Source organism: Roseomonas indoligenes (assembly GCF_017813365.1).
In the GTDB taxonomy this organism is placed as follows: domain Bacteria; phylum Pseudomonadota; class Alphaproteobacteria; order Acetobacterales; family Acetobacteraceae; genus Roseomonas; species Roseomonas indoligenes.
In genome coordinates this window covers 155,321-176,657 of sequence record NZ_JAGIZA010000009.1, presented here as the reverse complement: position 1 = coordinate 176,657, position 21,337 = coordinate 155,321, and the positions used below count along the sequence as shown (strand labels likewise).

Below are 21,337 nucleotides of genomic sequence, written 5' to 3'. Positions count from 1 at the left end.
GGCCCTGCTGTCCGTTCCGGTCTCCGCGATCAGCGCCCTGCGGCGCGGGCATAGTGGACGGGACCGGACGTTGTCAGAGATCATCAAGGGGCGGATCAAAGAGGGTTCGCCCGCGAAGCGTGGCGCCCACTGGGACGGGCAGGGGACCAACTTCTCCCTGTTCTCCGCGAATGCGACGAAGGTGGAGGTGTGCCTCTTCGACAGCACCGGCGAGAAGGAGATCGAGCGGGTCGAGTTGCCGGAGTACACGAACCAGATCTTCCACGGCTACCTGCCGGATGTCGGCCCCGGGACCTTCTACGGCTATCGCGTGCACGGGCCTTATGAGCCGGAGTCGGGGCACCGCTTCAACCCGAACAAGCTGCTGCTGGACCCTTATGCCCGCGCCCATGCGGGATCGCTCACCTGGGATCCGGCCGTGTTCGGCTACAAGATGGAGAGCGGGGACGACCTGACCTTTGACGAGCGCGACAGCGCCGCCTTCGTGCCGAAATGCGTGATCGTGGATCCCAACTTCGACTGGCAGGGTGAGCCGGGGCGGCGCTTCGTGCCCTGGGACCACACGGTGGTCTATGAAACCCATGTGAAGGGGTACACGAAGCTGCACCCGGAGGTGCCGGAGAACCTGCGTGGCACCTATGCCGGACTGGGGCAGAAGCCGGTGGTGGACTACATCAAGTCGCTCGGCGTCACCTCGGTCGAGCTGCTGCCGGTGCACACCTTCATCGACGACGACTTTCTGCTGCAGAAGAACCTGGTGAACTACTGGGGCTACAACAGCATCGGGTTCTTCGCGCCCGACCCGCGCTACGCCTCCGACGTTCCGAACAGCCTGCGCGAGTTCAAGGAGATGGTGGCGCGCTTCCACGAGGCGGGCCTCGAGGTGATCCTGGACGTGGTCTACAACCACACGGCCGAGGGAAACGAGAAGGGCCCGACGCTGTCCTTCAAGGGCATCGACAACGCCAGCTACTACCGCCTGCTGCCCGACCAGAAGCGCTTCTACATCAACGACACGGGCACCGGGAACACGGTGAACCTTTCCCACCCCCGCGTGATCCAGATGGTGGCGGACAGCCTGCGCTACTGGGTGCAGGAGATGCACGTCGACGGCTTCCGCTTCGACCTCGGCACCATCCTGGCGCGCGAGCCGCACGGGTTCGACGAGCAGAGCGGCTTCCTGAAGGTGTGCCAGCAGGACCCGCTGCTGCAGACGGTGAAGTTAATCGCCGAACCCTGGGACATCGGCCCCGGCGGCTACCAGGTCGGCAGCTTCCCCGCCGGCTGGGCCGAGTGGAACGACAGCTTCCGCGACACCGTGCGAGACTTCTGGCGCGGCGAGGCGAGCGCGCAGGCGCTGGCCCCGCGGCTCTGCGGCTCACCGGACAAGTTCAACCACAGCGGTCGCCGCGCCTGGGCCAGCGTGAACTTCGTGACCGCGCATGACGGCTTCACGCTGAACGACACGGTCACCTACAACGAGAAGCACAACGAGGCGAACGGCGAGGACAACAAGGACGGCCATTCTGACAACCGCTCCTGGAACTGCGGGGCGGAAGGGCCGACGGAGGATCCGGAGATCAATGCGCTGCGCGAGCGGCAGATCCGGAACATCCTCTCCACCCTCCTTCTCTCCCAGGGCACGCCGATGCTCCTGGCGGGCGACGAGTTCGGGCGGACGCAGGGCGGCAACAACAACGCCTACTGCCAGGACGACGAGATCAGCTGGGTGAACTGGGCGATCGAGGAAAAGGGGCAGACCCTGATCGGCTTCACCCGCAAGCTCCTGGAGCTGCGGCACAAGTACCCTATCCTCCGCCGCACGCGCTTCCTGACCGGGGAGATGAACGAGGAGCTGGGCGTCCGGGACGTGACCTGGATCAACGCCAACGGCTCCGACATGCAGCCCGGCGACTGGGACGACGCCAGTACCAAGTGCTTCGGCATGCTGATGGACGGGCGCGCGCAGGTCACCGGCATCCGCAAGCGTGGCCAGGACGCCACGGTGCTGATGGTGATCAACGGCCACCACGACGTCGTGGAATTCAACCTGCCGGAAGCCGCGGGCTGCCAGGGCTGGACTCTGCTGGCCGATACGAACATCCCCGACGACGAGGAGGAGCGCGTGTTCGAGTGCGGGGAGACGTATCAGGTGACCGGGCGCTCGGTGGTGGTGTTCCTGCTACAGGCCGAGACGGAGGGGTGAGATTTGCGACCCCAAGGGGCTCCGCCCCCTGGACCCCCGCCAAGGGCCTGAAGCCCTTGGATCCCCGTCTGGCTGCCGCGGCGCCGTCCTGACACGGTGATTCCGCAGAAAGGGGCTAGGTCCTGTCGTTGCAGTCGCCTCGGCTCCATGAGCCGAGGCGCACCGCCAGCCGGATGACTCCAACCTCTAGAAAACGATGATGGCGAGGGGGCCGGGGAGAGGAAGAATTCCTTCTTCCTATCCCCGGCACAGACCGTCAGCGCAGAAGCCGCGCCCTCAACGCCCGCACGGCGCTGTCCGGCGTGGTGAGGACGGGCTTGCCGGTCGCGGCCGCGACGAGCGACGCGGCGCGGGCGAGGCTGAACTGGGCAAGGGCGATGGCGTCGCAATCGGTGAGGCCCTTCGCGGTCTCGGCGGCGAGGCGGTCATGCGCCTCGACGTCACCGCGGTTCAGGGCATCCAGGGCGCCATCGGCGAGGCGCGGGACGAGGGTGACGCCCGGCGGGAACTCGGGCGGCATGCTGGCGAGGGTGGGAGCGAAGCTCGCGAGGAGGCCGATGCGGCCGCCGATCGCGGCAGCCTCCGCCACCATGGCCTCGTTGGGCTTGAGGACGGGCATGGGGGCGAGTTCGGCCGCCACGGCCTCGATGCAGGGGCCGAAAGCGGAGCAGGTGAAGAGGATAGCGGTGGCACCGGTGCCGCGGGCGTAGTGCGCGAGGGCGAGAAAGCGGTCCGTCATCCCGGGGGTGAGGGCGCCCTCGCGGGCGAGGTCGGCGGAAAGGCTATCGTCCAGCAGGTTCATAAGCTCTGCCTCCGGCCAAAGCCGGGCGAAGGCTTCCTCGACCGGCGGGGGGGAATGGCGCAGGGCGTGGATGAGGGCGATCCGCATGGGGCGATCCTGGCGCGGGTCGCTTGATGAAACAACTGTTGCGTCGTTTGGTCCTTGATGCACTATATGTTTCATGTCCTCCGACGCGCCCCTCGATCGGCTGCGCCTTGCTCTGCCGGACCTTCCGCCGCGGCTGCGTGAGGCGGCGCGGTACTTGGCGGAGCACGCCTTCGACGCCACCACACGTTCCATGCGGGAACTGGCGGCGGATGCGGGGGCGACGCCGGCCAGCTTCACGCGGCTGGCCCAGGCGCTGGGCTATGCGGGATGGGAGCCCCTGCGCGCGGCACTGGTGGAGGCGCGGCGGCCGCCCGCGCCGTTCTCCGGCCGCGCCCGCAGCCGGGATGACCTGCCGGCCGCGATGCTGGCCGCCGATGCGGCCGCGGTGCTGGGACTGGAGGCCGGGCCGGTGGCGGATTCGGCGGCCGCACTGCACCGGGCGCCCCGCATCTGGTGCGCGGGGTTCCGATCCTGCCGCGCGGTCGCGGGGCTGCTGCACTACCAGTTGAGGCTGTTCCGGCCGGAGACGCGGCTGGTGGGGGCGGAGGGTCCGGAGGAACTGGACCTGGACGCCTTCTCCAGCCGCGACGCGGTGGTGGTGGCGAGCTTCGCGCCCTACGCGGCGGAGGCGGTGCGGACGGCGGCGGCGGCGCGGCAAGCAGGGGCGGTGCTGGTGGCACTGGCAGATTCGCCGAACGCGCCCGTGGCCCGCGGGGCGGCGCACCTGCTGCGCTTCGAGGCCGACGGGCCGGGCTTCTTCCACTCGCTGACCGGGGCCGTCTCGCTCGCGCAGGCCCTGGCGGCGGCTGTGTTCGCGCAAGGCGGTGCGGCGGCGATGGAGCGGCTGCGCCAGGCGGAGGCGCGGCTGGCGGAACTCTCCCGCTACGCGCCGGAAACGGAAAGGGATCTCTGATGACGTCTCGTCTTCTGCATCGTGGCCGCGCCACGCCTCCGATGGCCGTGTCCGGCCACGGGTGCTGGCTGCGGGATTCCGGCGGGCGGGAGGTGCTGGACGCCTCGGGCGGGGCGGCCGTGTCCTGCCTGGGGCACGCGCACCCGGATGTGGTGGCGGCCGTGCAGAAGCAGGTCGCGGCGCTGGAATACGCCCATACCGGTTTCTTCACCAACGAGCCGGCGGAGCGCCTGGGCGAGGCGCTGCTGGGCCACGAGCCGGGCGGGCTGAGCCGGGCCTATTTCGTCTCCGGCGGATCCGAGGCGATGGAGGCGGCGCTGAAGCTGGCGCGGCAGCACTTCGTGGAGAAGGGCGAGCCGGGGCGCACGCGCTTCATCGCGCGCCGCCAGAGCTACCACGGCAACACGCTGGGCGCGCTGGCGCTGGGCGGGAACGCGGCGCGGCGGGCGCCCTATGCCCCGATCCTGGCCGATGCCTTCAGCCACGTCTCCGCCGCCTTCCCCTATCGCGGGATGCGCGAGGGCGAGGACGAGGCGGCCTATGTCGCGCGCCTGGCCGGGGAGCTGGAGGCGGAGTTCCAGCGCCTGGGCCCGGCCAAGGTCGCCGCCTTCGTGGCGGAGACGGTGGTGGGCGCGACCGCGGGCTGCGTGGCCGCCCCCACCGGCTACTTCAAGGCCGTGCGCGAGATCTGCGACCGACACGGCGCCCTGCTGATCCTGGACGAGGTGATGAGCGGCATGGGCCGCACGGGCACCCTCCACGCCTGGGAGCAGGAGGGCATCGCACCGGACATCCAGGCGATCGCGAAGGGCCTCGGCGGCGGCTACCAGCCGATCGGCGCCATCCTGATGAACGACCGCGTGCTGGCGCCGATCATGGCGGGCTCCGGCGCCTTCCAGCACGGCCACACCTACCTCTCCCACCCCGTCGCCTGCGCGGCGGCCCTGGCGGTGCAGGAGGTGATCGCGCGCGACGGCCTGCTGGACCGCGTGCAGGCCATGGGCGCGCGGCTGGAGGCCGGGCTGGTGGAGCGCTTCGGCAACCACCGCCACGTCGGCGACATCCGCGGCCGCGGCCTGTTCCGGGCCATCGAGCTGGTGGCGGACCGCTCGACGCGCGCCCCCTTCGAGCCCACCCGCAAGCTGAACCTCCGCATCCGCGACGAGGCCTTCGCGCGCGGGCTGGCCGTGTACCCCGGCGGCGGCACGGTGGACGGGGCACGGGGCGACCATATCCTCCTCGCGCCGCCCTACATCGCTGGAGAGGCGGAGATCGACCTTATCGTTGAGCGGCTCGGTGAGGCTGTGGACGCGGCGCTCGCGGCCTAATGGTGGGGGGTGCCGGTCCTTTGCTGTTGGTCTGTCCCGGGGAGAGGAAGAAGGAATTCTTCCTCTCCCCGAACCCCTCACCATCATCTTTTTCTTCGAGTTGGTCTGGCTCGGCTGATGGTGCGCCTCGGGTCCACGACCCGAGGCGACTGCAAGGGCAGGATCAAGTCCTTCGCGCCGAAACCCCGTGTCAGGCCGGCGCGGCGGCAGCCAGCCGGGGGTCCAGGGGCCTCATGCCCTTGGCGGGGGTCCAGGGGGCGGAGCCCCCTGGGGCCGCCAGCACCACTGTCGCTCTAGCGCCGCACCCGCCGCGTGGCGACAAGGCTGACCGTGGACGCGGGGCCGCCGTCAAGGACAACCGCGATCTCGGTTCCCGGGGCGACGGTGAAGCGGAAGTTGTCTTCCCCCGTGCCGTTGGGTTCCCGGGCGGGGCGGACGCCGCGGTAGCAGGCGGCCACGCGCTCCGCGGCCTGGCGCAGCACCTGCGGGCTGCGGTCGGCTCCGCCGCGGCGGCCATTCCCCTCGGAGAGGTCGGCGACGTAGCGGGTCTCGGCCGGCTGGGCGGAGACCGTGGCGCGCAGCGCGCCGGGCGGGAGAAGGGTGGTGCGGACCGGGCCCACGGGCGTGGCCGTGGCCGGCGCCGCGCCGGGTGGGCCGCTGGCCTGGGTGCCTCCCCGGGCCGCCGGGGGGGTGCCGCCCGCGGCGGGCGGGGCGCCGTTGGGTGCGGCTTCCGTCGGGAAGACATTCGGGCCGCCGGGCAGGAGCTGGACGATGCGCGCCAGCTCCGCGCAACCCGGGCCGCCGGCGGTCTGGGCCTGGAGTTGGGCCTGGATCTGGCCCTGGGTCTGGGCCTGGGCCGGGATGTGCCAGGCCGCGGCCAGCGCCGCGGCGGCGAGGGCGTGGCGATGCCGCATGATGCCGGGATTTCCCTTCCGTCGATGCCGGCGCACGCTAATCAGGCCCTCCGGGCGGGGCAAGACGCGGGGGGCGGTCCATGCCGCGGGTGACCCTTCTTTACGCGGGTCTGCTGGGGCTGGCCTTCTTCTGGCTGTCCTGGCGGGTGATCCGGGCGCGGGGGCAGGCGGGCGTTTCGCTCGGCACGGGGGAGGACGCGGCGCTGCAGCGCGCGGCACGGGTGCACGGCAACTTCGCGGAGTACGTTCCGGTGGTGCTGGTGCTGATGCTGGCGGACGAGCTGGCCGGGGCCCCGGTGCCGCTGCTGCACGGCGCGGGGATTGCGCTGGTGCTCGGGCGGCTGTGCCACGCCGTCTCCATCGGCGGGGAGAGGCACCGCATGCGGCCCCGCGTGGCGGGGATGGTGCTGACCTTCCTTGCCCTAATCGTGCTGGCCATCGCGGCCATCATTCTGGCTTTTTCCTGAAGGGGACGACCATGAAGAGACTTCTGCTGGCCGCCTGCGCGGCATTGGGGATTTCGGGCGCGGTCCAGGCGGCCACGCTGGACACGGTGAAGCAGCGGGGCACGCTGGCCTGCGGCGTCTCCACGGGCTTCGCGGGCTTCTCCGTGCCGGATTCGCGCGGAGAGGTGCGCGGGCTGGACGCGGATTACTGCCGCGCCATCGCGGCCGCCGTGCTGGGCGATGCGACGAGGGTGCGCTTCGTCGGCCTGACCGCGCAGAACCGCTTCACCGCGCTGCAATCCGGCGAGATCGACGTGCTGCTGCGGAACTCCACCCAGACCTTCCTGCGCGACGCCTCCATCGGGCTGAACGCGGGGCCGGTGAACTTCTACGACGGCCAGGGCTTCGCCGTGCGGCGCGACGCCAATGTGCGCGACGTGAAGGGACTGGACGGCGCGACGGTCTGCGTGGCCCAGGGCACGACGCATGAGGTGACGCTCGGCGACATCGCCCGCGCGCGGAACATCCGCTTCCAGCCCGTGGTGTTCGAGCGGGTGGACACGATGCAGCAGGCCTTCTTCTCCGGCCGTTGCGACGCGATGACGCAGGACGCCTCCGCACTCGCCGGCGCGATCGCCACCGTGGCCCCGAGCGCGGCGGACTACATGGTGCTGCCCGAGACCATCTCGAAGGAGCCGCTGGGTCCGTTCACCCGGAACGGCGACGACGCCTGGAGCAACATCGTGGCCTGGGTCCATTATGGGCTGGTTGAGGCGGAGGAGGCCGGGATCACCGCCGCCAACGCCGATGAGATGGCGCGCGGGCAGAACCCCGTGGCGCAGCGCCTTCTCGGAACGAGCGGCGAGTTCGGCTCCCGCCTGGGACTGCCCAACGACTGGATGCTGAAAGCGATCAAGGCCGTCGGGAACTACGGGGAGGTGTTCGAGAGGAATGTCGGCGGCGGCAGCTCGCTGAAGCTTCCGCGCGGACTGAACGGGCTGTGGAACGGCGGCGGGCTGATGTACGCGGTGCCGTTCCGGTGACGCTATTCTGGGGAGAGTGAGAGGGAATCCTCCCTCTCCCCGGACCCGTAGAAGGCAGTGCCTTCAGCCCCGTCATCCTTTTCCGGGCTTTGGAACTATCCGGCTGACGGCGCGTCTCGGGTCCACGACCCGAGGCGATTGCAAGCGCAGCACCGGATCCCCTGGCGTAGCCCGCCAGTTCAGGTCAGTTCCCATTCATGGGGAGTGCAGGAACCTCAGGTTCCTGCTGGGGGTGCAGGGGGCGGAGCCCCTTGCGCGCTACTTCAGCGCCCGCGCCTGCTCTCCGAAATCCGCCCAGGGATCCGGCCGCTTCAGCCGCTCCGGCGCGGTGCGGAGGGTAAAGGCCTTCGGCTCCAGATCCGGCGTCACCTCGGACCAGTCCAGCGGCATGGAAACGGTCGCGCCGGGCCGCGCGCGAGGGGACCAGGCGGCGACGGCGGAGGCGCCGCGGGCGTTGCGCTGGTAGTCGAGGAAGATGCGGCCCTCACGGGCGGACTTGGCGCTCTCCGTCGTGAAATGGTCCGGGCTATCCTGCGCCAGGGTGTCGCAGAGGGCGGCGGCCCGGGCGTGCAGGGACTTCCAGGTGGCGCCCTGCACGGGCGCGACGAGGTGCAGGCCCTTGCCGCCGGTGGTCTTGCAGTAGGGAACGAGGTTCGCCTCCTCCATGCGGCGGCGCAGGGTCTGGGCGGCCTCCACCACCGCGGCGAAGGGCAGGTCCTCGGCGGGGTCGAGGTCGAGGATCAGGCGGTCGGGCTTCGTGACTGCCTTGCTGAGGGCGGGCCAGGGATGGATTTCCAGCACTCCGGACTGGGCCAGGGCGACCAGGGCCTCGGGCGTGTCCACCTGAAGCAGCGGAGACGTCTCGCCGCGCGGGGTGACGTGGGTGATGAGCGCGGAGGTGCCGCGGCCGGCATGGCGCTGGAAGAAGCGGTCGCCGGAAAGGCCGTCGGGCGCGCGAAGAAGGGAGAGGGGGCGGCCGGCGATCCAGGGGAGGAGGCGGGGGGCCACCGCCTCCATGTAGGCGGCGAGGTCGTGCTTTGTGATGCCGTCCTCGGGCCAGAGGAGCTTGTCGGGATGGGTGATGGCGACGCCGGCCACCTTGATGGCCGGCGTGGCGGCGCGGCGTGGCCTGGCGGGTTCGATGGCGGGTTCTCTGGCAGATTCCGGGGCGGCTTTCGCGCGCTTCTTCGCCGCGGGGTTCGCGGGTTCGCGGGGCTTGCCGGCGATGGCGCCCATGTCGCGGTCCGTGCTGACGGAACGGTCATGGGCTTCCAGCAGCGCGTCGGCATCGCCGGGGCGGGCCTCGCCGTCCTCGTCCTTGATGAGGAGCCAGTTGTGCTTCTTCTCCCGCCCGCGCGGGCGCATGCGGACGAGGTGCCAGGCACCGCGCAGCCTTTCCCCGTGCAGGGTGAAGCGCAGGCGGCCGGCTTCGAGGTCGGCGGTGGGGTCCTCCGAGTCCGGCTCCCAGGTTCCGCGGTCCCAGAGCATCACCGTGCCGGCACCGTAGCCGGCGCCGATCGTGCCCTCGAACCCGCCATACTCCACGGGGTGGTCCTCCACCTCCACCGCTAGGCGCTTCTCGGCGGGGTCCAGGCTGGGGCCGCGGGTGACGGCCCAGGACTTCAGGACACCGTTCAGTTCCAGGCGGAAGTCGTAGTGCAGGCGGGTGGCGTCGTGCTTCTGGACGGTGAAGGAGAGGGACTTCGCGCGGCGGCGCTTCGGGGCGCCGCCCCGGGGTTCCGGGGTGGCCCCGAAATCCCGCTTGGCGCGATAGGGGGCGAGGGGATCATCGGCCATGGCGGGAAGGCAACGTCCTTCCCGCCCCCTGGTTCACGCCCGGTTCAGGCGAGCATGTCCTTCACCATCGGCACGACCTTCGTGCCGTAGAGCTCGATGCTGCGCATCATCCGCTCATGCGGCAGGGTGCCGGCGCTGTACTTCATCTCGAAGCGGGCAAGGCCGAGAGCCTTCACCGTGTTCGCGATGCGCCGCGCCACGGTCTCGGGCGTGCCGAGATAGAGGGAGCCGCCCTCGATCTCGCGCTCGAAATCCGCGCGCTGCGCCGGCGGCCAGCCGCGGTCGGCGCCGATGCGGTCCCGGCCGGCCTTCCAGTGCGGCCACAGCTCCTCCTTCGCCGCCTCCTCCGAGTCGGCGACATAGCCGTGGGAGTGGACGCCGATGGGCTGCGCCGCCTTGCCGAACTTCTCCAGCGCCTGATGGTACAGGTCCACATAGGGGCGGAAGCGCGCGGGATCGCCGCCGATGATGGCGAGCATCAGGGGCAGGCCGTAATGCGCCGCGCGCACCACGGATTGCGGGCTGCCGCCAACGCCGACCCAGGTCTTCAGCGTGCCGTTCTCGATCGGCGGGAAAACGCCGGGCACGTCCAGCGCCGGGCGGATGCTGCCCTTCCACTTGGCGGGCCCGCCCTTCAGCAGCTCCGCGAAGAGGTCCAGCTTCTCCTCGAACAGAGTCTCGTACTCGTTCATGTCGAAGCCGAAGAGCGGGAAGGATTCGGTGAAGGATCCGCGCCCCAGCACCACCTCCGCCCGTCCATTGGAAAGGGCATCCAGCGTGGAGAAGCGCTGGAACACGCGGATCGGGTCGTCGGAGGACAGCACGGTCACGGCGGTGCCGAGCCGGATGCGCTCCGTGCGTGCGGCGATGGCGCCGAGCAGGACCTCCGGTGCGGAAACCGCGAAGTCGGCGCGGTGATGCTCGCCAATGCCGAAGAAGTCGATGCCGAGGCCATCGGCCAGCACGGCCTCCTCGACAAGGTTGCGGATGACCTGGGCGTGCGGAAGCGGCGCACCGTCCGGGCCGGAAGTGACGTCCCCGAAAGTGTCCAGGGCGAATTCAATGGGGGTGGTCACGCGAAGTCCCTCAGTGGCGGTCGCGGGCAAAGGTGGGAGGGCGCGGGGCGGACGTCGAGGCGAGGGCGTCAATGGTGCTCATCAGGGCGGGTGATGGTGGGTGGTCGGGCTTTTCGGTGGCGGTCTGTCCCGGGGAGAGGAAGAAGGAATTCTTCCTCTCCCCGGACCCCTCACCATCATCTTCTTCTAGGCTTTGGGACACCCCGGCTGACGGTGCGCCTCGGCTCGTGGAGCCGAGGCGACTGCAAGGGCAGGATCGAGCCCGATCGTAGAGTGCTGACAGATCAGGTCAGTTCCGCGGCAGCCCGATGCAGGTCCAGGGTTGGACCTTAGGTCCAACCAGGCTCTTGGCTCGGGACAAACGCTTCGCGTTTGCCCGGGGGGGGGGCCAGGGGGCGGCGCCCCCTGGGGCCGGAAGGATCACCCGCCCGGATCGTGCTTCGCGCAGAAGGCGGCCGCGCCGAGCGTCCGGAAATCCTGCATGGCCTCGCCTAGCCGTTCGTGCGGCCAGTTCCACCAAGCGATGCGGTGCAGGGCCGCGATGATCTCTTGGGGAAAGCGATAGCGCAGCACCCGGCCGGGCACGCCGACGACGACCGCGAAGTCCGGCACGTCCTTCGTGACGACGGCGCCGGCGCCGATGGCGGCGCCTGCCCCGATCGTCACGCCCGGCAGGATGATCGCGCCGTGGCCGACCCAGACATCGGGGCCGAGCGTGACCGGCGTGCTCCGGCGCCAGGCGAAGAGGGCGGCGTCGTCGTCGCCGAGCCCGTAGGCGGAGGAGCGGTAGGTGAAGTGGCTCAGCGCCACCCGGTCCATCGGATGGTTGCCGGGGTTGATGCGGACATTCGCGGCGATGGAGCAGAACGGGCCGATCTCCGCGCCCATGATGTCGCTGTCGTTGACGACGTAGGCGTAGTCGCCGAAGCGGCTCTCGGCCACGCGGGTGCGGGCCCCCACCTCGCACCAGCGGCCGAAGTGGCTGTCCCGCACCTCGGCGGTCGGGTGGATCGCGGGGTCCTGGCCGAGGGACTTGCCGAGGGTGTCGGGATGGGCCGCGAGGGGCCTGGGGGGATCGGAACTGTGCATCAGGGGGCGGATGGCTAGATGAGCCGTGCCGACGCCATGATGACGGGGCGGCGAAGGATTCGAGACAGTTTGTCGCCGCCCGTCCCGTCGCGGCCGCCAGAGGATCCCGCCATGCCGCCTCTGCCGGAGGACCGGACCCCGCGCTGCCGGACCCGATGGATCGGGGGCAGCGTGGTCCTGCTCGGCGGTGCCTCCCTCGCGGTCTCGGGCTTCGACGCGCCCGGCGCCGTGCTGACCCGGCTGGGCATCGCAGCCCTGATCGGCTTCGTGCTGTCCTTCCTGTTCTGTCCCGCCCGCGCCCGGCAGCAGGAGAGCACCGGCGCGGGCGCGGACGGCTCTTCGGCCGACGATGCCCCTGGACATGACGTCTGCGGAAACGATGGCGACGACGGTGACGGCGACGGAGGAGGAGATGGCGGCGGCGAGTGACGGGTGCGGTTGTCGGCTAGGGGCCGCGGATCAGGGCAGCGCCCCGTGCCGGCGGAGCAGGGACTCCAGCCCGGCGCGGTCGGGATGGGCGGCGATCAGCGCCTCGGGCAGCCAGAAGGCGCTGATCCGGTCCGCGATGATAAGGAGCATGCCCCCCTGCCGCACCGCGCCCGTCACGCGCGACCAGGGCACGAGGAGGGTGCGGCTGGGATTGCGCCAGAGCAGGCCGTCCTCGCCGAGCAGCAGCTCGTGCGCGCCGAGAAGGTCGCCCGCCGCGGCGTGCAGGGCGTGGATCCCCCGGCGCTGCCGGGACGACAGGATCACCCCGAGCGCCAGCACCGTCGCCAGCACCACGCCGAGGACGGCCAGGACGAGGCCGAAGCCGTCCAGGCTCCAGGCCCAGCCATCCCGCCCGCTCACGAGCCACATTTCCGCGCTCACCTCCCTGGAGGCGGCGAGGTAGCCGGCGGTCCCGCCGACGAGGCATCCCCCGGCCAGCCCGAGGAGGCGCCTGCGCCAGCCCGGCCGCACCGAGGCGGCGCGCATCAGCACAACCTGCATCCGCCCGTAGTCCGCAAGCCCCAGCGCCGGCACCTGGAGGGCGTAGCGGGGCGGCCCGGCGGCCGCTTCCACCCCCTCGCTCACTGCGCCGCGCCGGGCGCGAGGCGGAGCACGGCGGTCACCCGGACCACCACCTCCGCCTCTCCGGCGGCCGAGGCCATGGGGGGCACGGGGACCTGGGCCCGCATCATCGGCGCAGCCGCCTCCGCACCGTAGGGCAGGACGGCGCCGGGAGGGTCCATCTCGATCCGCTGCACCCCCGCCACCCGCGCCTCCGCGGCGGCGGCCACGGCGCGCGCGCGGGCCAGCGCGGTACGCGTCGCCTCCGCCGCCAGCTCCTGGCGCGCGGCCTCCACTTCCTCCTCCCGGGGCAGGGAGCCGGATTGCAGCAGGCCGGTGGCGCCGTTCTCCAGGCTGCCCGAGAGCAGCGCGGGCAGCCGATCCGGCACGGTGCGGAAGGAGACCGTGGCGCGGCCGGCATAGCCCTTGATGCGGTCGGGCTGGTTGCGGACCTCCTGCAACTCCGGCTCGAAGCCCGTGGATTCCGTCCGCAACCGCTCCGCCCCCTGCGCGCGCAGGAAGGCGAGGAGGGTGCCGGACTTTCCGGCAAGGGCGGCGGCCGTGCCGCGCAGGTCGCGCCCGTGCACCTCGATCGTCACCACGGCGTCCGACACGGTGGCGGGCAGGCGCCGCCGGGCCTCGGCGCCAACCGCGACGAGGCCCGGCACTTCGGCCGGGTTGGCGGACATCTGGGTCGCCGGCACCTGGGCGGGCCGGTCCTGCGGGCCCGGCGCCTGGGCCAGGGCAGGCGGAGCCGCGAGAAGGGCGAGCATGGCCCAGCCCCGGATAAACGGTGCGCTCATCGGCATTCTCTCCCCTGCCCTCCGGCCTCCATGCCCCGGCGGTGCCGGTTCCGCCAAGCCGGGGAGGCACCCGGTGGCGCCGATCCCACGCGGTCGTGCGCGGGGCGGGGTTCGCCGGGCGGAACGCGCACTTCCCGGCGGCCGCTGCCTCTCCGGATCGTGCGCGCCCGGTGCCTGTGCGCTCGCGGAACGCTGGACCACATTCCGCCCCCCCGCACACGGAGATTCCTGTGATCCGCATCCTGGCTCGTGTGGGGGCCGCCACGGCAGCCCTCGCCCTCGTTGCCGTCCCGGCCCTCGCCCAGCCCGCCCAGCTTCGCCCCACCCGGGACGTGACGGTCACCTACCGCATGGTCGGCGTGACCGGCACGGCCCCGCAGGAGGTCCGCATGGCCTTCTCCCCCAGCACCGGCAAGCAGCGGGTCGATCCGCCCGGCGGCGTGGGCTGGATGCTGATCGACCGCCGGGCGAACTCCGCCGTCATGGTGATGGACGCGCAGCGCATGACCATGGCCATGCCGCAGGAGGCTGTTGCCGCCATGACGCAGGAGATGCCGGCCGGCGCCACTTTCCGCGTGAAGGGCAACGCCACCATCGCCGGCACGGCCTGCACGGAATGGGAAATGACCGCCGGCACGGCCAAGGGTACCTCCTGCATCACCGATGACGGCGTGCTGCTGCGCACCGCCGCCACCGCCCCGGACGGCACCAACGTCGTGATGGAGGCCACCCAGGTCACCTATGGCCCGGTGGACCCCGCCCGCCTGACCGTGCCCTCGGGCTATAACGCCATGCAGATGCCCAACGGCGCGCCCGGCACGCCGGGTGCCATGCCCGCCCGTTAGGGGTGGAAGGCCCCGGCGCCGGGGACGCCCCGCAGCACGGCAGGGAACCGGACGGCCTGGACCCGGAGGACGCCGCCTGGGCGTCCTCCGCCCGCCCGGTCGCCAGTTTCCTCTGCGACGCCATGTTCCGGGTGTCCGGGAGCGTCTATGTCGGGCCGGAGAACGGGATGACCCCGGCGCAGTGGGAGGCGGAGCGCGTCCCGCTGCCGCCGCCGGACCTGCCGTTCCGCGCCCCCGGCTGGGTCGCCTCCACCGACCTTGCCGGGCGGGAGGAGGCTCTGGCCGCCTATCTCGACCGGCTGATCCGCATCGCCCGCGCGCACGGCAAGATGGCGGCGCTGGTCGAACGGTTCCCCTACTTCGCCGTCCGCCCGAAGATCCTGGCCGGGGACGAGGTGCTGGCCTCCTGGCCCTGGAGCGATGGCCTCCGCGAGGCCCGGGACGTGCTGGTCACGCTGGCCCGCGCCGCCTCGGCCGCGCCGGGCACCCCCATCCTGGACGACCAGGACCAGGGCTGGGCGCTGCGGATGGTCGCCGGGCCCGGGACCGTCCTCCTCGTCGAATGGGACGCGGAGGGGCCACCCCCGGCGGATGCGGCCTGGAGCCTGGAGGCCGCCGTCCTCGCCGGGCAGGCCGCGGCGGCGCGCGACAGGCTGCGGGCGGTGCATGCGCGTCTCGTGCGGCTGATGGGGCGGGATTTCTGGTCGTGAGGCACGGGGCCGGGTGCCGGCTGGGCCGCGCCAGGGCCGCACCGCTTTCCGGCGGTCCTCAGGCCTGTTCCCTGGCCGCCCCGTTCCCCGCCCACCCCTCGTTCAGGCGCCAGAGCCCGAGGGCGAAGGCGAGCATCAGGACACCCCCGCCGAAGAGGCTGAGGGGCGTGGCGCCGAGCCGCTCGAACCACTGGGTGTAGAAGTGGATGCCGCCGAAGACGCAGGCGAGGTTCACCAGCCAGCGCCGGTTCGTCCGCCCCGCCCAGACCGCCGCCCCGAGCAGCGCGGCGGCCCAGGCGATGCTGAAGGCGTCGTCCGGGATGGCGCGACCGAGGACCCGCCGGATCCACCCCGCGTCGTCGCCCCAGAGGGAGCCGACCCAGAAGCCCAGATTCACCAGCAGCAGCGCCGTGCGCGCCGCGATGTTCGCCAGCCGCTCCCCCGCCGGGCGAAGGCGCGGGGCGGTGGCATGCGCGGCGGCGGCGAGGGCCGAGAAGGCGAGGATCGTGGCCAGCGGCTGCTCCACGCCCAGCGCGTAGAAGGCATGGCCATAGGCGGCGCCGCTGCCGATCGTGGCGGAGAGCAGCAGCACCGCCAGCGCGATCAGCAGCCCGCTGCCGGCGAGGATCGCGGAGCCCGCGAAAAGCGCCGCGACGAGGAGCAGGGCCGCCTGCATCCCCAGCAGCGGCTGCGCCTCCGCGTCCGGGGCGCTGTCCAGGCCCGTCATGCCGGCGCTCAGCATGAGGATGCTGGCCCCCAGCAGCAGCGCGGCGACGAGGACGAGCATCGTGGCCAGCACCCCCCAGCGCGCGCGGCCCGAGAGCACCAGCCAGGCCCCGACCGCCATCAGCACCAGCCCTAGCGGGATCGCGGTCAGCACGCTCGGCAGCAGGGCCACGGTGCCGGCGCTGACGGCGACCACGCCGAAGCCGACCAGGGCATTTACCAGCAGCGAGCCCGTGTCGCGCCGCCCGAGCCGGGCGAGGCGATCGTGCTCCTCCCCGGTGATCTGCCCTTCCTGCAGCAGCCGCGACAGGTCGAGCGTGACCTTCACCATCGTGTCCCCCACGGCCCTGTCCGGGCGCGAATCCCGGGGATGGTGTCCGATCCGCGGGGGGCGGGGAACCCGCCCGGCCGCGCCGCGGGAGTTGATCGGCGCCCGGGTCGCCATCCCCGCCCGGTGGGCTATGCCGGTGCGGCAGGATGGGAGGACCGACATGCCGCTCCGCCGTGCCTCATGGACCGCCCTGGCGCTGGCCGCCGCGCTGATCGCGGCACCACCCGCGGCATCGCCCGCCGGGGCGACGCAGGAGTTCCGCTTCGAGGGCACCGCCTTCGAGCCACCGGGAGGGGGCTGGGTGGTGAACCCGGACACCCGCCCGGGGATCTGGCAGGCCCAGCGGCGCTTCGAGGAGGGGCGGGACCGTGGGGCCGCGCTGATCCAGGTGGCGCGCCCCATCCCCGCCTTCGAAGGGCCCTTCGACGCCGTCTTCACCCGCCTGGCCGCCAGCATCCCCGGCCTGGAGAGGGAGCGGCCGACGATGCGGGGGGAGGGCGTGACCGCCGCCGGCCACCGCATCCGCCACGAGAGCCGCTGCTGCACCCGGCGCAACGACGTCTCCATCGGCACGGAGACGGTGGGCATCAGCGACGGCCGGCGCCACGCCGTCCTCATGCTCGTCAGCATGGGGCTGCGCGGCGATTCCGCGCGGAAGGCGCGCGCCGATTTCGACGCCTTCGTCCGTTCCTTCCGCCTGGATGCCGCCGAGCCCTCCGCCACCCTGGCCCCGCCCGAGGGCGCGGGCGGGCTGGAGGGCACCTTCACGCATCTCAGCACGGGCGTGATGCCCAACGCCTTCGGCGGAATTGACTTCCGGGCGGAGAACGAGGTGCGCGTCTTCGACAAGGGCGGCCTCTACAGCCGCGCCGTCCCCTCGGGGGAGGAGGACGTGGCGGCGCATTGCCGCAGGGTGCCCGCGGATTGCGGCACCTACCGCCTGATCGGGGGCGGGATGCTGCGCGGGCCGGACCGGATCGAGTTCCGGGACATGACCTCCCGCTACGGGCTGATCGAGGTGAAGGAGAAGCCCTTCGCGCGGGACGGCGAGAACCTGCGGATCGGCGGCGACGCGCATCGCCGCGTGCCGCCGCTGCCGCGCGGCACCGTCTTCGACGGCACCTGGCGCTACTTCTTCGCCTCCTCCGGCAGCACCGCCTTCTCCTCCGGCAGCGTGGCGGTGGAGCGGCTGCTGACCCTCTCGCGGGACGGACGCTTCCGTCGCACGGGCTTCACCGGCGCCTCCTCCTCCAACGAGGCGGGCGGCGGGCGGACGGGCTTCACGAGCGGGCGGGAGCGCCCGGCGGAGAGCGGCCGCTACGAGGCGGAGGGCTACCGCCTTACCCTTGTCGGCGATGATGGGCGGCGGGAGAGCTTCAGCCTCATCCTGCCCGATCCCGGCAAGGACGGGCTGCTGGTGATCGACGGCAACAACTACCTGCGGAGGGACGGGAAATGAGGGCCTTGCGGATCGCGGCGGCGGCGCTGCCCCTTCTCCTGCCCGCCGCGGCGCGGGCGGGCTGCGTCTGGTCCGACCTGGTGACGGAGGAGGCGCGCGCCGCTGCCGTGCGGCCGGGCGCCCCGCGCGTGAACTTCGTGCAGGATGATGTCCTTGCGCGCGGCTGCCCGAATGAGAGCGCGGCCTGCCGGGCGCGGGCCTATCTGACGCCGGGCGACGTGGTGCTGACCGGGCCCACCCAGGGCGCTTATACCTGCGCCGGCTTCGTGGGCGCGCGGGGCGCGACGACGATCGGCTGGATGCCCAGCGCCGCGCTCCTCCCCCTGCCGGAAGCGGAGCAGGTCCCCGCCGACTGGAACGGCCAGTGGACGGCGCCGGAGCAGGACATCGCCATCACCCCTGGAGGCAAGGGCGCGCTGCGCGTGAAGGGCGAGGCCACCTGGGGTATGGGCGACCCGGAGCGCGTGCGGCGTGGCGGCATCCATACCGGCGAGGTGGCGGGCGAGGCGCGCCCCGTGAACGGCGTGCTCGCCTTCTCCATGGGCGATGACGACACCACCAAGCCCTACGAGGCCGGCGACGAGTACACCTGCCGCATCCGCCTGTGGCGGCGCGGCCCCTATCTGCTGGCGCGCGACAACAACGGCTGCGGCGGCCTCAATGTCAGCTTCTCCGGTTTCTACCGGCGCAAGGGATGAGGGCATGACCACGCGCCGCCTCCTCCTCGCCGCCGCACTGTCCGGCGCCCGTCCAGCGGCCGCGCAGCGGGATTCCCGCGCCTCGTTCGCGGCCTACTGGCACGATTTCCGCGCTGCCGTCCTGGCCGGGGACATGGGCGCCGTCACGCGGATGAGCCGCCTTCCCCTGGAGAGCCGGGGCGAGCTGGACGACGAGCCCGTGCGGCGCCTGACCGCGGCGACGCTGCCCTCTGCCTTCCGCCGGCTGCTCCGGACGGTGGAGGACGTGAGGACCAACCGCACGGTGCTGGAGGTGATCCGCGACACGCCGGAGCCGACGCTCGATCCCCGCAACTCCGCCCCGGACCAAGCGCGCGTCAGTAGCCTGGCCTTCGCGCGCGGTCGGGATGGCTGGCGGCTCGTCACGATCTATCGTGGGCCGGAGGAGTAGGGGGTGCGCTGGACGTGCCGGGTCGTGGCCCACCTTCTGACGCTTCTCGCTGCCGGGCCGGTCGCGGCCACGGGCCTGCCCGGGCCGGTATCGGACATCCGCATCACCGTGAACGGCGCGCGCGGGAACGACGTGAGCGGGGAGGAGACGGCCGCGCAATGCGCCCGCTTCCGCCTGCGGCAGCGCGAGGTGCGCGCCTATTTCGCAACCGCCCGGCTCGTGGATGAGCGGGCCTATCACCACGATCTGGAGATGTCCCGCTGCCACGCCGAAGGCCTGGTCACCCTTGCGGACGGGCGGCGCGGGCGATGGCGTATCGACCGGGAGCGGCGCGGGATCGTCGCGCTGGAAGGGGGCGACGTGATCCTTCTCCACTGCCCGCGCTGCACGGCCCGGGCCTTCGAGCCCGTCCACGACCCGGAGCGGGACGGATGAGGTCCCGCTCCGGCAGCAGGCGTCAGAGGTTCTTCTCGAGGAGATGCGTGACCGCCTGCGTGCGCTCCGCCACGTCGCCGGTATTGGCGTAGGGGCGCCAGTTGATATCCAGCGTGCCGCCCTGGAAGGAGAGCCCGTTCGGGTAGTTGGAGGCGGGCGCCGTCTTCTCGTCGTAGCGGATGTGGATGCGCTGCAGCTTCGCGCGCAGGGCGTCGCGCCCCATCGCATCCGCGGTGATGCTCCGCAGCGCGGCGGTCAGCGGCTCGAAGATGGTTTTCCCGAAGTAGTCGTCGCGCGCGTAATACTGCGCGTCGCCGGGCAGGGTGAGCTGGTCCCACTCCACCTCCACGGGCACGGCAAAGCCCGCGGCCTGCTGGATGCCGCTCTCGATGGCCGGGTACTTCTCCTGGCGGTAGGCCGCGATGGCCCGGCGCTCCGCGAGGCCGATCGTGCCCTGCGCCCGAACGAGCGCGGGCGTGGAGGCGAGTGCGGCCGCGAGGCCGATCATGCTGCGCCGTGTGGTCATCGCGTTCTCCCGGTGGATGCGCCGGCAGCGGCGGTGCTGTCCTGTTCGCGCGGCGGGAATGGAGCCGCGCGGCACGGTTCCGGCAAGAACGCCAAGCGTGACAATTGCGCGAGGCTTTCGCGCGGTAGAAGGCCGGCCCGCCGGTATCGTTGCGGGGCAGCGCGGGCCCATCCGAGGCGCGGCCGTTCCTCACCGGCTTCTCATCCGCCGGATCGGCGCGAGCGAAGTTATCATGGCGCCCCGGGATCCAACGCCCCGAACATTGCTGCTGCAAGGACACATCATGATCCGTCACGCGCTTCTCGCCCTGTCTCTGCTTCCCCTCGCGGCCTCGCCGCTGCGCGCCCAGGCGCCCGCCACGGCGCCGGCCGCTCCGCAGCGCCCCGCGACGATGTGGGAGGATGTGGACCAGCCGATGAGTGCCCTGCTGAACGGCGGGCACCGCATCGTTTCCTCCATGGGGCCGAGCTTCACGCTGGAGCGGAACGGCAAGTACGTGGCCTGCGAGGTCCGCCCGGCCGGCGGGATGCGCGGCGCGCGCGAGACCACCTCGGAGTGCCACCGGCTGAACTAGGCCATCCGCGTCATTCGACCTGCGCCTCGTAGCGGTCCAGCCGGGCGCGGATGGCGGGGTCACCCGCGTGGCGGCGCTTGAGCCGGGCCAGATCCGCGTCGGTGCCGCGGCAATTCCGCTCCAGCGCGCGGGCGATCCTGGCGGCGCGGGCCGGGTCGTCGGATCCCTCGCCGCGGAAATGGTCGCAGCGGTCGCGCCGGGCGACGAAGGCGGCCACGTCGCGCGGGAGGTCGGCGGCCAGCGCTGGCATGGTGAGGAGAAGGGCGGCGGCGATCAGGCGGCGGATCATCGCTAGGCCCCGCCGCAAAGGTGCTGGGAATCCGGCAGCGACCAGGAGGCCCGCGTGCGCGGGTTGGTGACGCTGTAGTAGCGCCCGCGGTCGTCGCCCGGCGGGCAGGCGCGCGGGATGACGGTGAGGCACATCACCACCCGGTCGCCGGGCCGGGAGGCGATGACGGCATTCTCCCGCTCATAGGAGACCTGCCGCACGCCGTTGGCGAAGACCACGGAGGTGCCGGAGGAGAAATCGCCCGGTCCCTCGCCCTCCAGCCGCGCGCCGATGCCGGCCACGCGCGTGGTCGTGCAGGCGGCGAGCCGGGCCGGTGGCGCGTCGCTCTCGGGGGCCGTGCCCTCCGCCATCTCCGTCGCGTCCACCCAGCCTGGCAGGGGGATGGAGGAGCCGAAGCGGCGGTAGCTCTCGATCCCGCCGGCATAGACGGCCAGGAGGCAGCCGCGCCGGGTGCCGCAGTTCCGCCGGTCCGCCAGGATGCCGCGCGCCACCACGGCCAGGCGCGGCGCCTCCTCCGGCGTCGCCTCCGCCCGGGCCTGGCGGTTGGCCTTCCCCAGCAGGTCGTCCAGCTCGGAGAGGCGCGGGTCGGCGCAGACGGCGCGCTCGTCCGCCGTGGCGGCGCGGGCGCAGTCGAAGCTCGCGGCGCGGGCGGCCGATGGGGCGGCGAGGGCGAGGGCCAGGAAAAGCGGCGCGAGGAGGCGTCTCATCGGCAGCGGTCGCTCCGCTCGGTTCGGGACCGGGGCATCCTCGCCATTCCGGA

24 protein-coding genes are annotated in these 21,337 nt (G+C 72.3%); 13 read left to right on the top strand and 11 right to left on the bottom strand.

Going from position 1 to position 21,337, the window contains the following annotated elements; all coding sequences use genetic code 11:
* Positions 1-70 precede the first annotated feature (70 nt).
* On the top strand, positions 71-2,206 hold the full coding sequence (gene glgX / locus J5Y10_RS15940; protein WP_209375023.1) for a glycogen debranching protein GlgX: 2,136 nt from the start codon (positions 71-73) through the stop codon (positions 2,204-2,206).
* A 256-nt stretch (positions 2,207-2,462) separates the two neighbouring features.
* Here glgX and J5Y10_RS15935 read toward each other — a convergent pair whose 3' ends face one another.
* Positions 2,463-3,095, bottom strand: a complete 633-nt coding sequence (locus J5Y10_RS15935; protein ID WP_209375022.1) for an aspartate/glutamate racemase family protein — start codon at positions 3,093-3,095, stop codon at positions 2,463-2,465.
* Between the two features lie 73 nt (positions 3,096-3,168).
* Here J5Y10_RS15935 and J5Y10_RS15930 point away from each other — a divergent pair, with 73 nt between their 5' ends.
* Both J5Y10_RS15930 and J5Y10_RS15925 read left to right on the top strand, forming a co-directional pair.
* Positions 3,169-4,008 carry a MurR/RpiR family transcriptional regulator gene (locus tag J5Y10_RS15930; protein WP_209375021.1) on the top strand — a complete coding sequence of 280 codons (840 nt, stop codon included), beginning with the start codon at positions 3,169-3,171 and terminating at the stop codon, positions 4,006-4,008.
* Positions 4,008-5,336, top strand: a complete 1,329-nt coding sequence (locus J5Y10_RS15925) for an aspartate aminotransferase family protein (RefSeq protein ID WP_209375020.1) — start codon at positions 4,008-4,010, stop codon at positions 5,334-5,336. The genes J5Y10_RS15930 and J5Y10_RS15925 overlap by 1 nt, the downstream gene beginning before the upstream one ends.
* A 293-nt stretch (positions 5,337-5,629) precedes the next feature.
* Here J5Y10_RS15925 and J5Y10_RS15920 read toward each other — a convergent pair whose 3' ends face one another.
* Positions 5,630-6,250, bottom strand: coding sequence for a hypothetical protein (locus J5Y10_RS15920; protein WP_209375019.1), 621 nt, complete (start codon positions 6,248-6,250; stop codon positions 5,630-5,632).
* A gap of 80 nt (positions 6,251-6,330) precedes the next feature.
* Here J5Y10_RS15920 and J5Y10_RS15915 point away from each other — a divergent pair, with 80 nt between their 5' ends.
* Both J5Y10_RS15915 and J5Y10_RS15910 read left to right on the top strand, forming a co-directional pair.
* On the top strand, positions 6,331-6,717 hold the full coding sequence (locus J5Y10_RS15915; RefSeq protein ID WP_209375018.1) for an MAPEG family protein: 387 nt from the start codon (positions 6,331-6,333) through the stop codon (positions 6,715-6,717).
* An 11-nt stretch (positions 6,718-6,728) separates the two neighbouring features.
* Positions 6,729-7,739 carry an amino acid ABC transporter substrate-binding protein gene (locus tag J5Y10_RS15910; RefSeq protein ID WP_209375017.1) on the top strand — a complete coding sequence of 337 codons (1,011 nt, stop codon included), beginning with the start codon at positions 6,729-6,731 and terminating at the stop codon, positions 7,737-7,739.
* A gap of 258 nt (positions 7,740-7,997) precedes the next feature.
* Here J5Y10_RS15910 and ligD read toward each other — a convergent pair whose 3' ends face one another.
* From ligD to J5Y10_RS15895, 3 genes are all read right to left on the bottom strand, one after another.
* Positions 7,998-9,536, bottom strand: a complete 1,539-nt coding sequence (gene ligD, locus J5Y10_RS15905) for a non-homologous end-joining DNA ligase (RefSeq protein WP_209375016.1) — start codon at positions 9,534-9,536, stop codon at positions 7,998-8,000.
* Between the two features lie 44 nt (positions 9,537-9,580).
* Positions 9,581-10,612 carry an LLM class flavin-dependent oxidoreductase gene (locus J5Y10_RS15900; protein WP_209375015.1) on the bottom strand — a complete coding sequence of 344 codons (1,032 nt, stop codon included), beginning with the start codon at positions 10,610-10,612 and terminating at the stop codon, positions 9,581-9,583.
* Positions 10,613-11,032: 420 nt separating this feature from the next.
* Positions 11,033-11,701, bottom strand: coding sequence for a DapH/DapD/GlmU-related protein (locus J5Y10_RS15895; RefSeq protein ID WP_209375014.1), 669 nt, complete (start codon positions 11,699-11,701; stop codon positions 11,033-11,035).
* A 111-nt stretch (positions 11,702-11,812) separates the two neighbouring features.
* Between J5Y10_RS15895 and J5Y10_RS15890 the strand changes: the two genes are divergently transcribed.
* The gene (locus J5Y10_RS15890; protein WP_209375013.1) at positions 11,813-12,130 is read left to right on the top strand and encodes a hypothetical protein; all 318 of its coding nucleotides are present in this window, start codon (positions 11,813-11,815) and stop codon (positions 12,128-12,130) included.
* 30 nt (positions 12,131-12,160) lie between these two features.
* Here the strand turns inward: J5Y10_RS15890 and J5Y10_RS15885 are convergent, their stop codons facing one another.
* Positions 12,161-12,775 (bottom strand): hypothetical protein, encoded by a 615-nt coding sequence (locus J5Y10_RS15885; RefSeq protein WP_209375012.1) that lies wholly within the window; start codon positions 12,773-12,775, stop codon positions 12,161-12,163.
* Positions 12,772-13,554 (bottom strand): SIMPL domain-containing protein, encoded by a 783-nt coding sequence (locus tag J5Y10_RS15880; RefSeq protein WP_209375011.1) that lies wholly within the window; start codon positions 13,552-13,554, stop codon positions 12,772-12,774. Before J5Y10_RS15880 ends, J5Y10_RS15885 begins: the two co-directional genes overlap by 4 nt.
* A gap of 230 nt (positions 13,555-13,784) precedes the next feature.
* Here J5Y10_RS15880 and J5Y10_RS15875 point away from each other — a divergent pair, with 230 nt between their 5' ends.
* Positions 13,785-14,399: a hypothetical protein gene (locus tag J5Y10_RS15875; protein ID WP_209375010.1), complete on the top strand. Its 615-nt coding sequence runs from the start codon at positions 13,785-13,787 to the stop codon at positions 14,397-14,399.
* Positions 14,400-14,401: 2 nt separating this feature from the next.
* Positions 14,402-15,109, top strand: coding sequence for a hypothetical protein (locus J5Y10_RS15870; protein WP_209375009.1), 708 nt, complete (start codon positions 14,402-14,404; stop codon positions 15,107-15,109).
* Positions 15,110-15,167: 58 nt separating this feature from the next.
* Here the strand turns inward: J5Y10_RS15870 and J5Y10_RS15865 are convergent, their stop codons facing one another.
* Entirely contained in the window at positions 15,168-16,178 is a 1,011-nt protein-coding gene (locus J5Y10_RS15865) for a hypothetical protein (RefSeq protein WP_209375008.1), read from the bottom strand.
* A gap of 148 nt (positions 16,179-16,326) precedes the next feature.
* Here J5Y10_RS15865 and J5Y10_RS15860 point away from each other — a divergent pair, with 148 nt between their 5' ends.
* Genes J5Y10_RS15860 through J5Y10_RS15845 form a run of 4 tightly spaced genes read left to right on the top strand, consistent with a single transcriptional unit; the run spans position 16,327 to position 19,188 of the window.
* The gene (locus J5Y10_RS15860) at positions 16,327-17,625 is read left to right on the top strand and encodes a hypothetical protein (protein WP_209375007.1); all 1,299 of its coding nucleotides are present in this window, start codon (positions 16,327-16,329) and stop codon (positions 17,623-17,625) included.
* On the top strand, positions 17,622-18,323 hold the full coding sequence (locus J5Y10_RS15855) for a hypothetical protein (protein WP_209375006.1): 702 nt from the start codon (positions 17,622-17,624) through the stop codon (positions 18,321-18,323). Before J5Y10_RS15860 ends, J5Y10_RS15855 begins: the two co-directional genes overlap by 4 nt.
* 4 nt (positions 18,324-18,327) lie before the next feature.
* Positions 18,328-18,753, top strand: coding sequence for a hypothetical protein (locus J5Y10_RS15850; protein ID WP_209375005.1), 426 nt, complete (start codon positions 18,328-18,330; stop codon positions 18,751-18,753).
* Between the two features lie 24 nt (positions 18,754-18,777).
* Entirely contained in the window at positions 18,778-19,188 is a 411-nt protein-coding gene (locus J5Y10_RS15845) for a hypothetical protein (RefSeq protein WP_209375004.1), read from the top strand.
* Positions 19,189-19,210: 22 nt separating this feature from the next.
* On the opposite strand, the gene J5Y10_RS15840 is transcribed toward J5Y10_RS15845, so the two are convergent.
* Positions 19,211-19,714, bottom strand: a complete 504-nt coding sequence (locus J5Y10_RS15840) for a hypothetical protein (RefSeq protein ID WP_209375003.1) — start codon at positions 19,712-19,714, stop codon at positions 19,211-19,213.
* Positions 19,715-19,997: 283 nt separating this feature from the next.
* On the opposite strand from J5Y10_RS15840, the gene J5Y10_RS15835 reads away from it, so the two are divergent.
* Positions 19,998-20,288, top strand: coding sequence for a hypothetical protein (locus tag J5Y10_RS15835; protein ID WP_209375002.1), 291 nt, complete (start codon positions 19,998-20,000; stop codon positions 20,286-20,288).
* A gap of 10 nt (positions 20,289-20,298) precedes the next feature.
* On the opposite strand, the gene J5Y10_RS15830 is transcribed toward J5Y10_RS15835, so the two are convergent.
* Together J5Y10_RS15830 and J5Y10_RS15825 are read right to left on the bottom strand one after the other, a co-directional pair.
* Positions 20,299-20,577, bottom strand: coding sequence for a hypothetical protein (locus J5Y10_RS15830; protein WP_209375001.1), 279 nt, complete (start codon positions 20,575-20,577; stop codon positions 20,299-20,301).
* 2 nt (positions 20,578-20,579) lie between these two features.
* Positions 20,580-21,284, bottom strand: coding sequence for a lysozyme inhibitor LprI family protein (locus J5Y10_RS15825; protein ID WP_209375000.1), 705 nt, complete (start codon positions 21,282-21,284; stop codon positions 20,580-20,582).
* Between the last annotated feature and the right edge of the window lie 53 nt (positions 21,285-21,337).

What these genes read in the sequence shown, in the direction of transcription:
- J5Y10_RS15895 (WP_209375014.1), bottom strand. Translation starts at nt 11,701, where the DNA reads ATGCACAGTTCCGATCCCCCCAGGCCCCTCGCGGCCCATCCCGACACC.
- J5Y10_RS15825 (WP_209375000.1), bottom strand. Translation starts at nt 21,284, where the DNA reads ATGAGACGCCTCCTCGCGCCGCTTTTCCTGGCCCTCGCCCTCGCCGCC.
- J5Y10_RS15925 (WP_209375020.1), top strand. Translation starts at nt 4,008, where the DNA reads ATGACGTCTCGTCTTCTGCATCGTGGCCGCGCCACGCCTCCGATGGCC.
- ligD (WP_209375016.1), bottom strand. Translation starts at nt 9,536, where the DNA reads ATGGCCGATGATCCCCTCGCCCCCTATCGCGCCAAGCGGGATTTCGGG.
- J5Y10_RS15930 (WP_209375021.1), top strand. Translation starts at nt 3,169, where the DNA reads ATGTCCTCCGACGCGCCCCTCGATCGGCTGCGCCTTGCTCTGCCGGAC.
- J5Y10_RS15840 (WP_209375003.1), bottom strand. Translation starts at nt 19,714, where the DNA reads ATGACCACACGGCGCAGCATGATCGGCCTCGCGGCCGCACTCGCCTCC.
- J5Y10_RS15850 (WP_209375005.1), top strand. Translation starts at nt 18,328, where the DNA reads ATGACCACGCGCCGCCTCCTCCTCGCCGCCGCACTGTCCGGCGCCCGT.
- J5Y10_RS15890 (WP_209375013.1), top strand. Translation starts at nt 11,813, where the DNA reads ATGCCGCCTCTGCCGGAGGACCGGACCCCGCGCTGCCGGACCCGATGG.
- J5Y10_RS15935 (WP_209375022.1), bottom strand. Translation starts at nt 3,095, where the DNA reads ATGCGGATCGCCCTCATCCACGCCCTGCGCCATTCCCCCCCGCCGGTC.
- J5Y10_RS15830 (WP_209375001.1), bottom strand. Translation starts at nt 20,577, where the DNA reads ATGATCCGCCGCCTGATCGCCGCCGCCCTTCTCCTCACCATGCCAGCG.
- J5Y10_RS15915 (WP_209375018.1), top strand. Translation starts at nt 6,331, where the DNA reads ATGCCGCGGGTGACCCTTCTTTACGCGGGTCTGCTGGGGCTGGCCTTC.
- J5Y10_RS15860 (WP_209375007.1), top strand. Translation starts at nt 16,327, where the DNA reads ATGCCGCTCCGCCGTGCCTCATGGACCGCCCTGGCGCTGGCCGCCGCG.
- J5Y10_RS15855 (WP_209375006.1), top strand. Translation starts at nt 17,622, where the DNA reads ATGAGGGCCTTGCGGATCGCGGCGGCGGCGCTGCCCCTTCTCCTGCCC.
- J5Y10_RS15880 (WP_209375011.1), bottom strand. Translation starts at nt 13,554, where the DNA reads ATGAGCGCACCGTTTATCCGGGGCTGGGCCATGCTCGCCCTTCTCGCG.
- J5Y10_RS15910 (WP_209375017.1), top strand. Translation starts at nt 6,729, where the DNA reads ATGAAGAGACTTCTGCTGGCCGCCTGCGCGGCATTGGGGATTTCGGGC.
- J5Y10_RS15835 (WP_209375002.1), top strand. Translation starts at nt 19,998, where the DNA reads ATGATCCGTCACGCGCTTCTCGCCCTGTCTCTGCTTCCCCTCGCGGCC.
- J5Y10_RS15920 (WP_209375019.1), bottom strand. Translation starts at nt 6,250, where the DNA reads ATGCGGCATCGCCACGCCCTCGCCGCCGCGGCGCTGGCCGCGGCCTGG.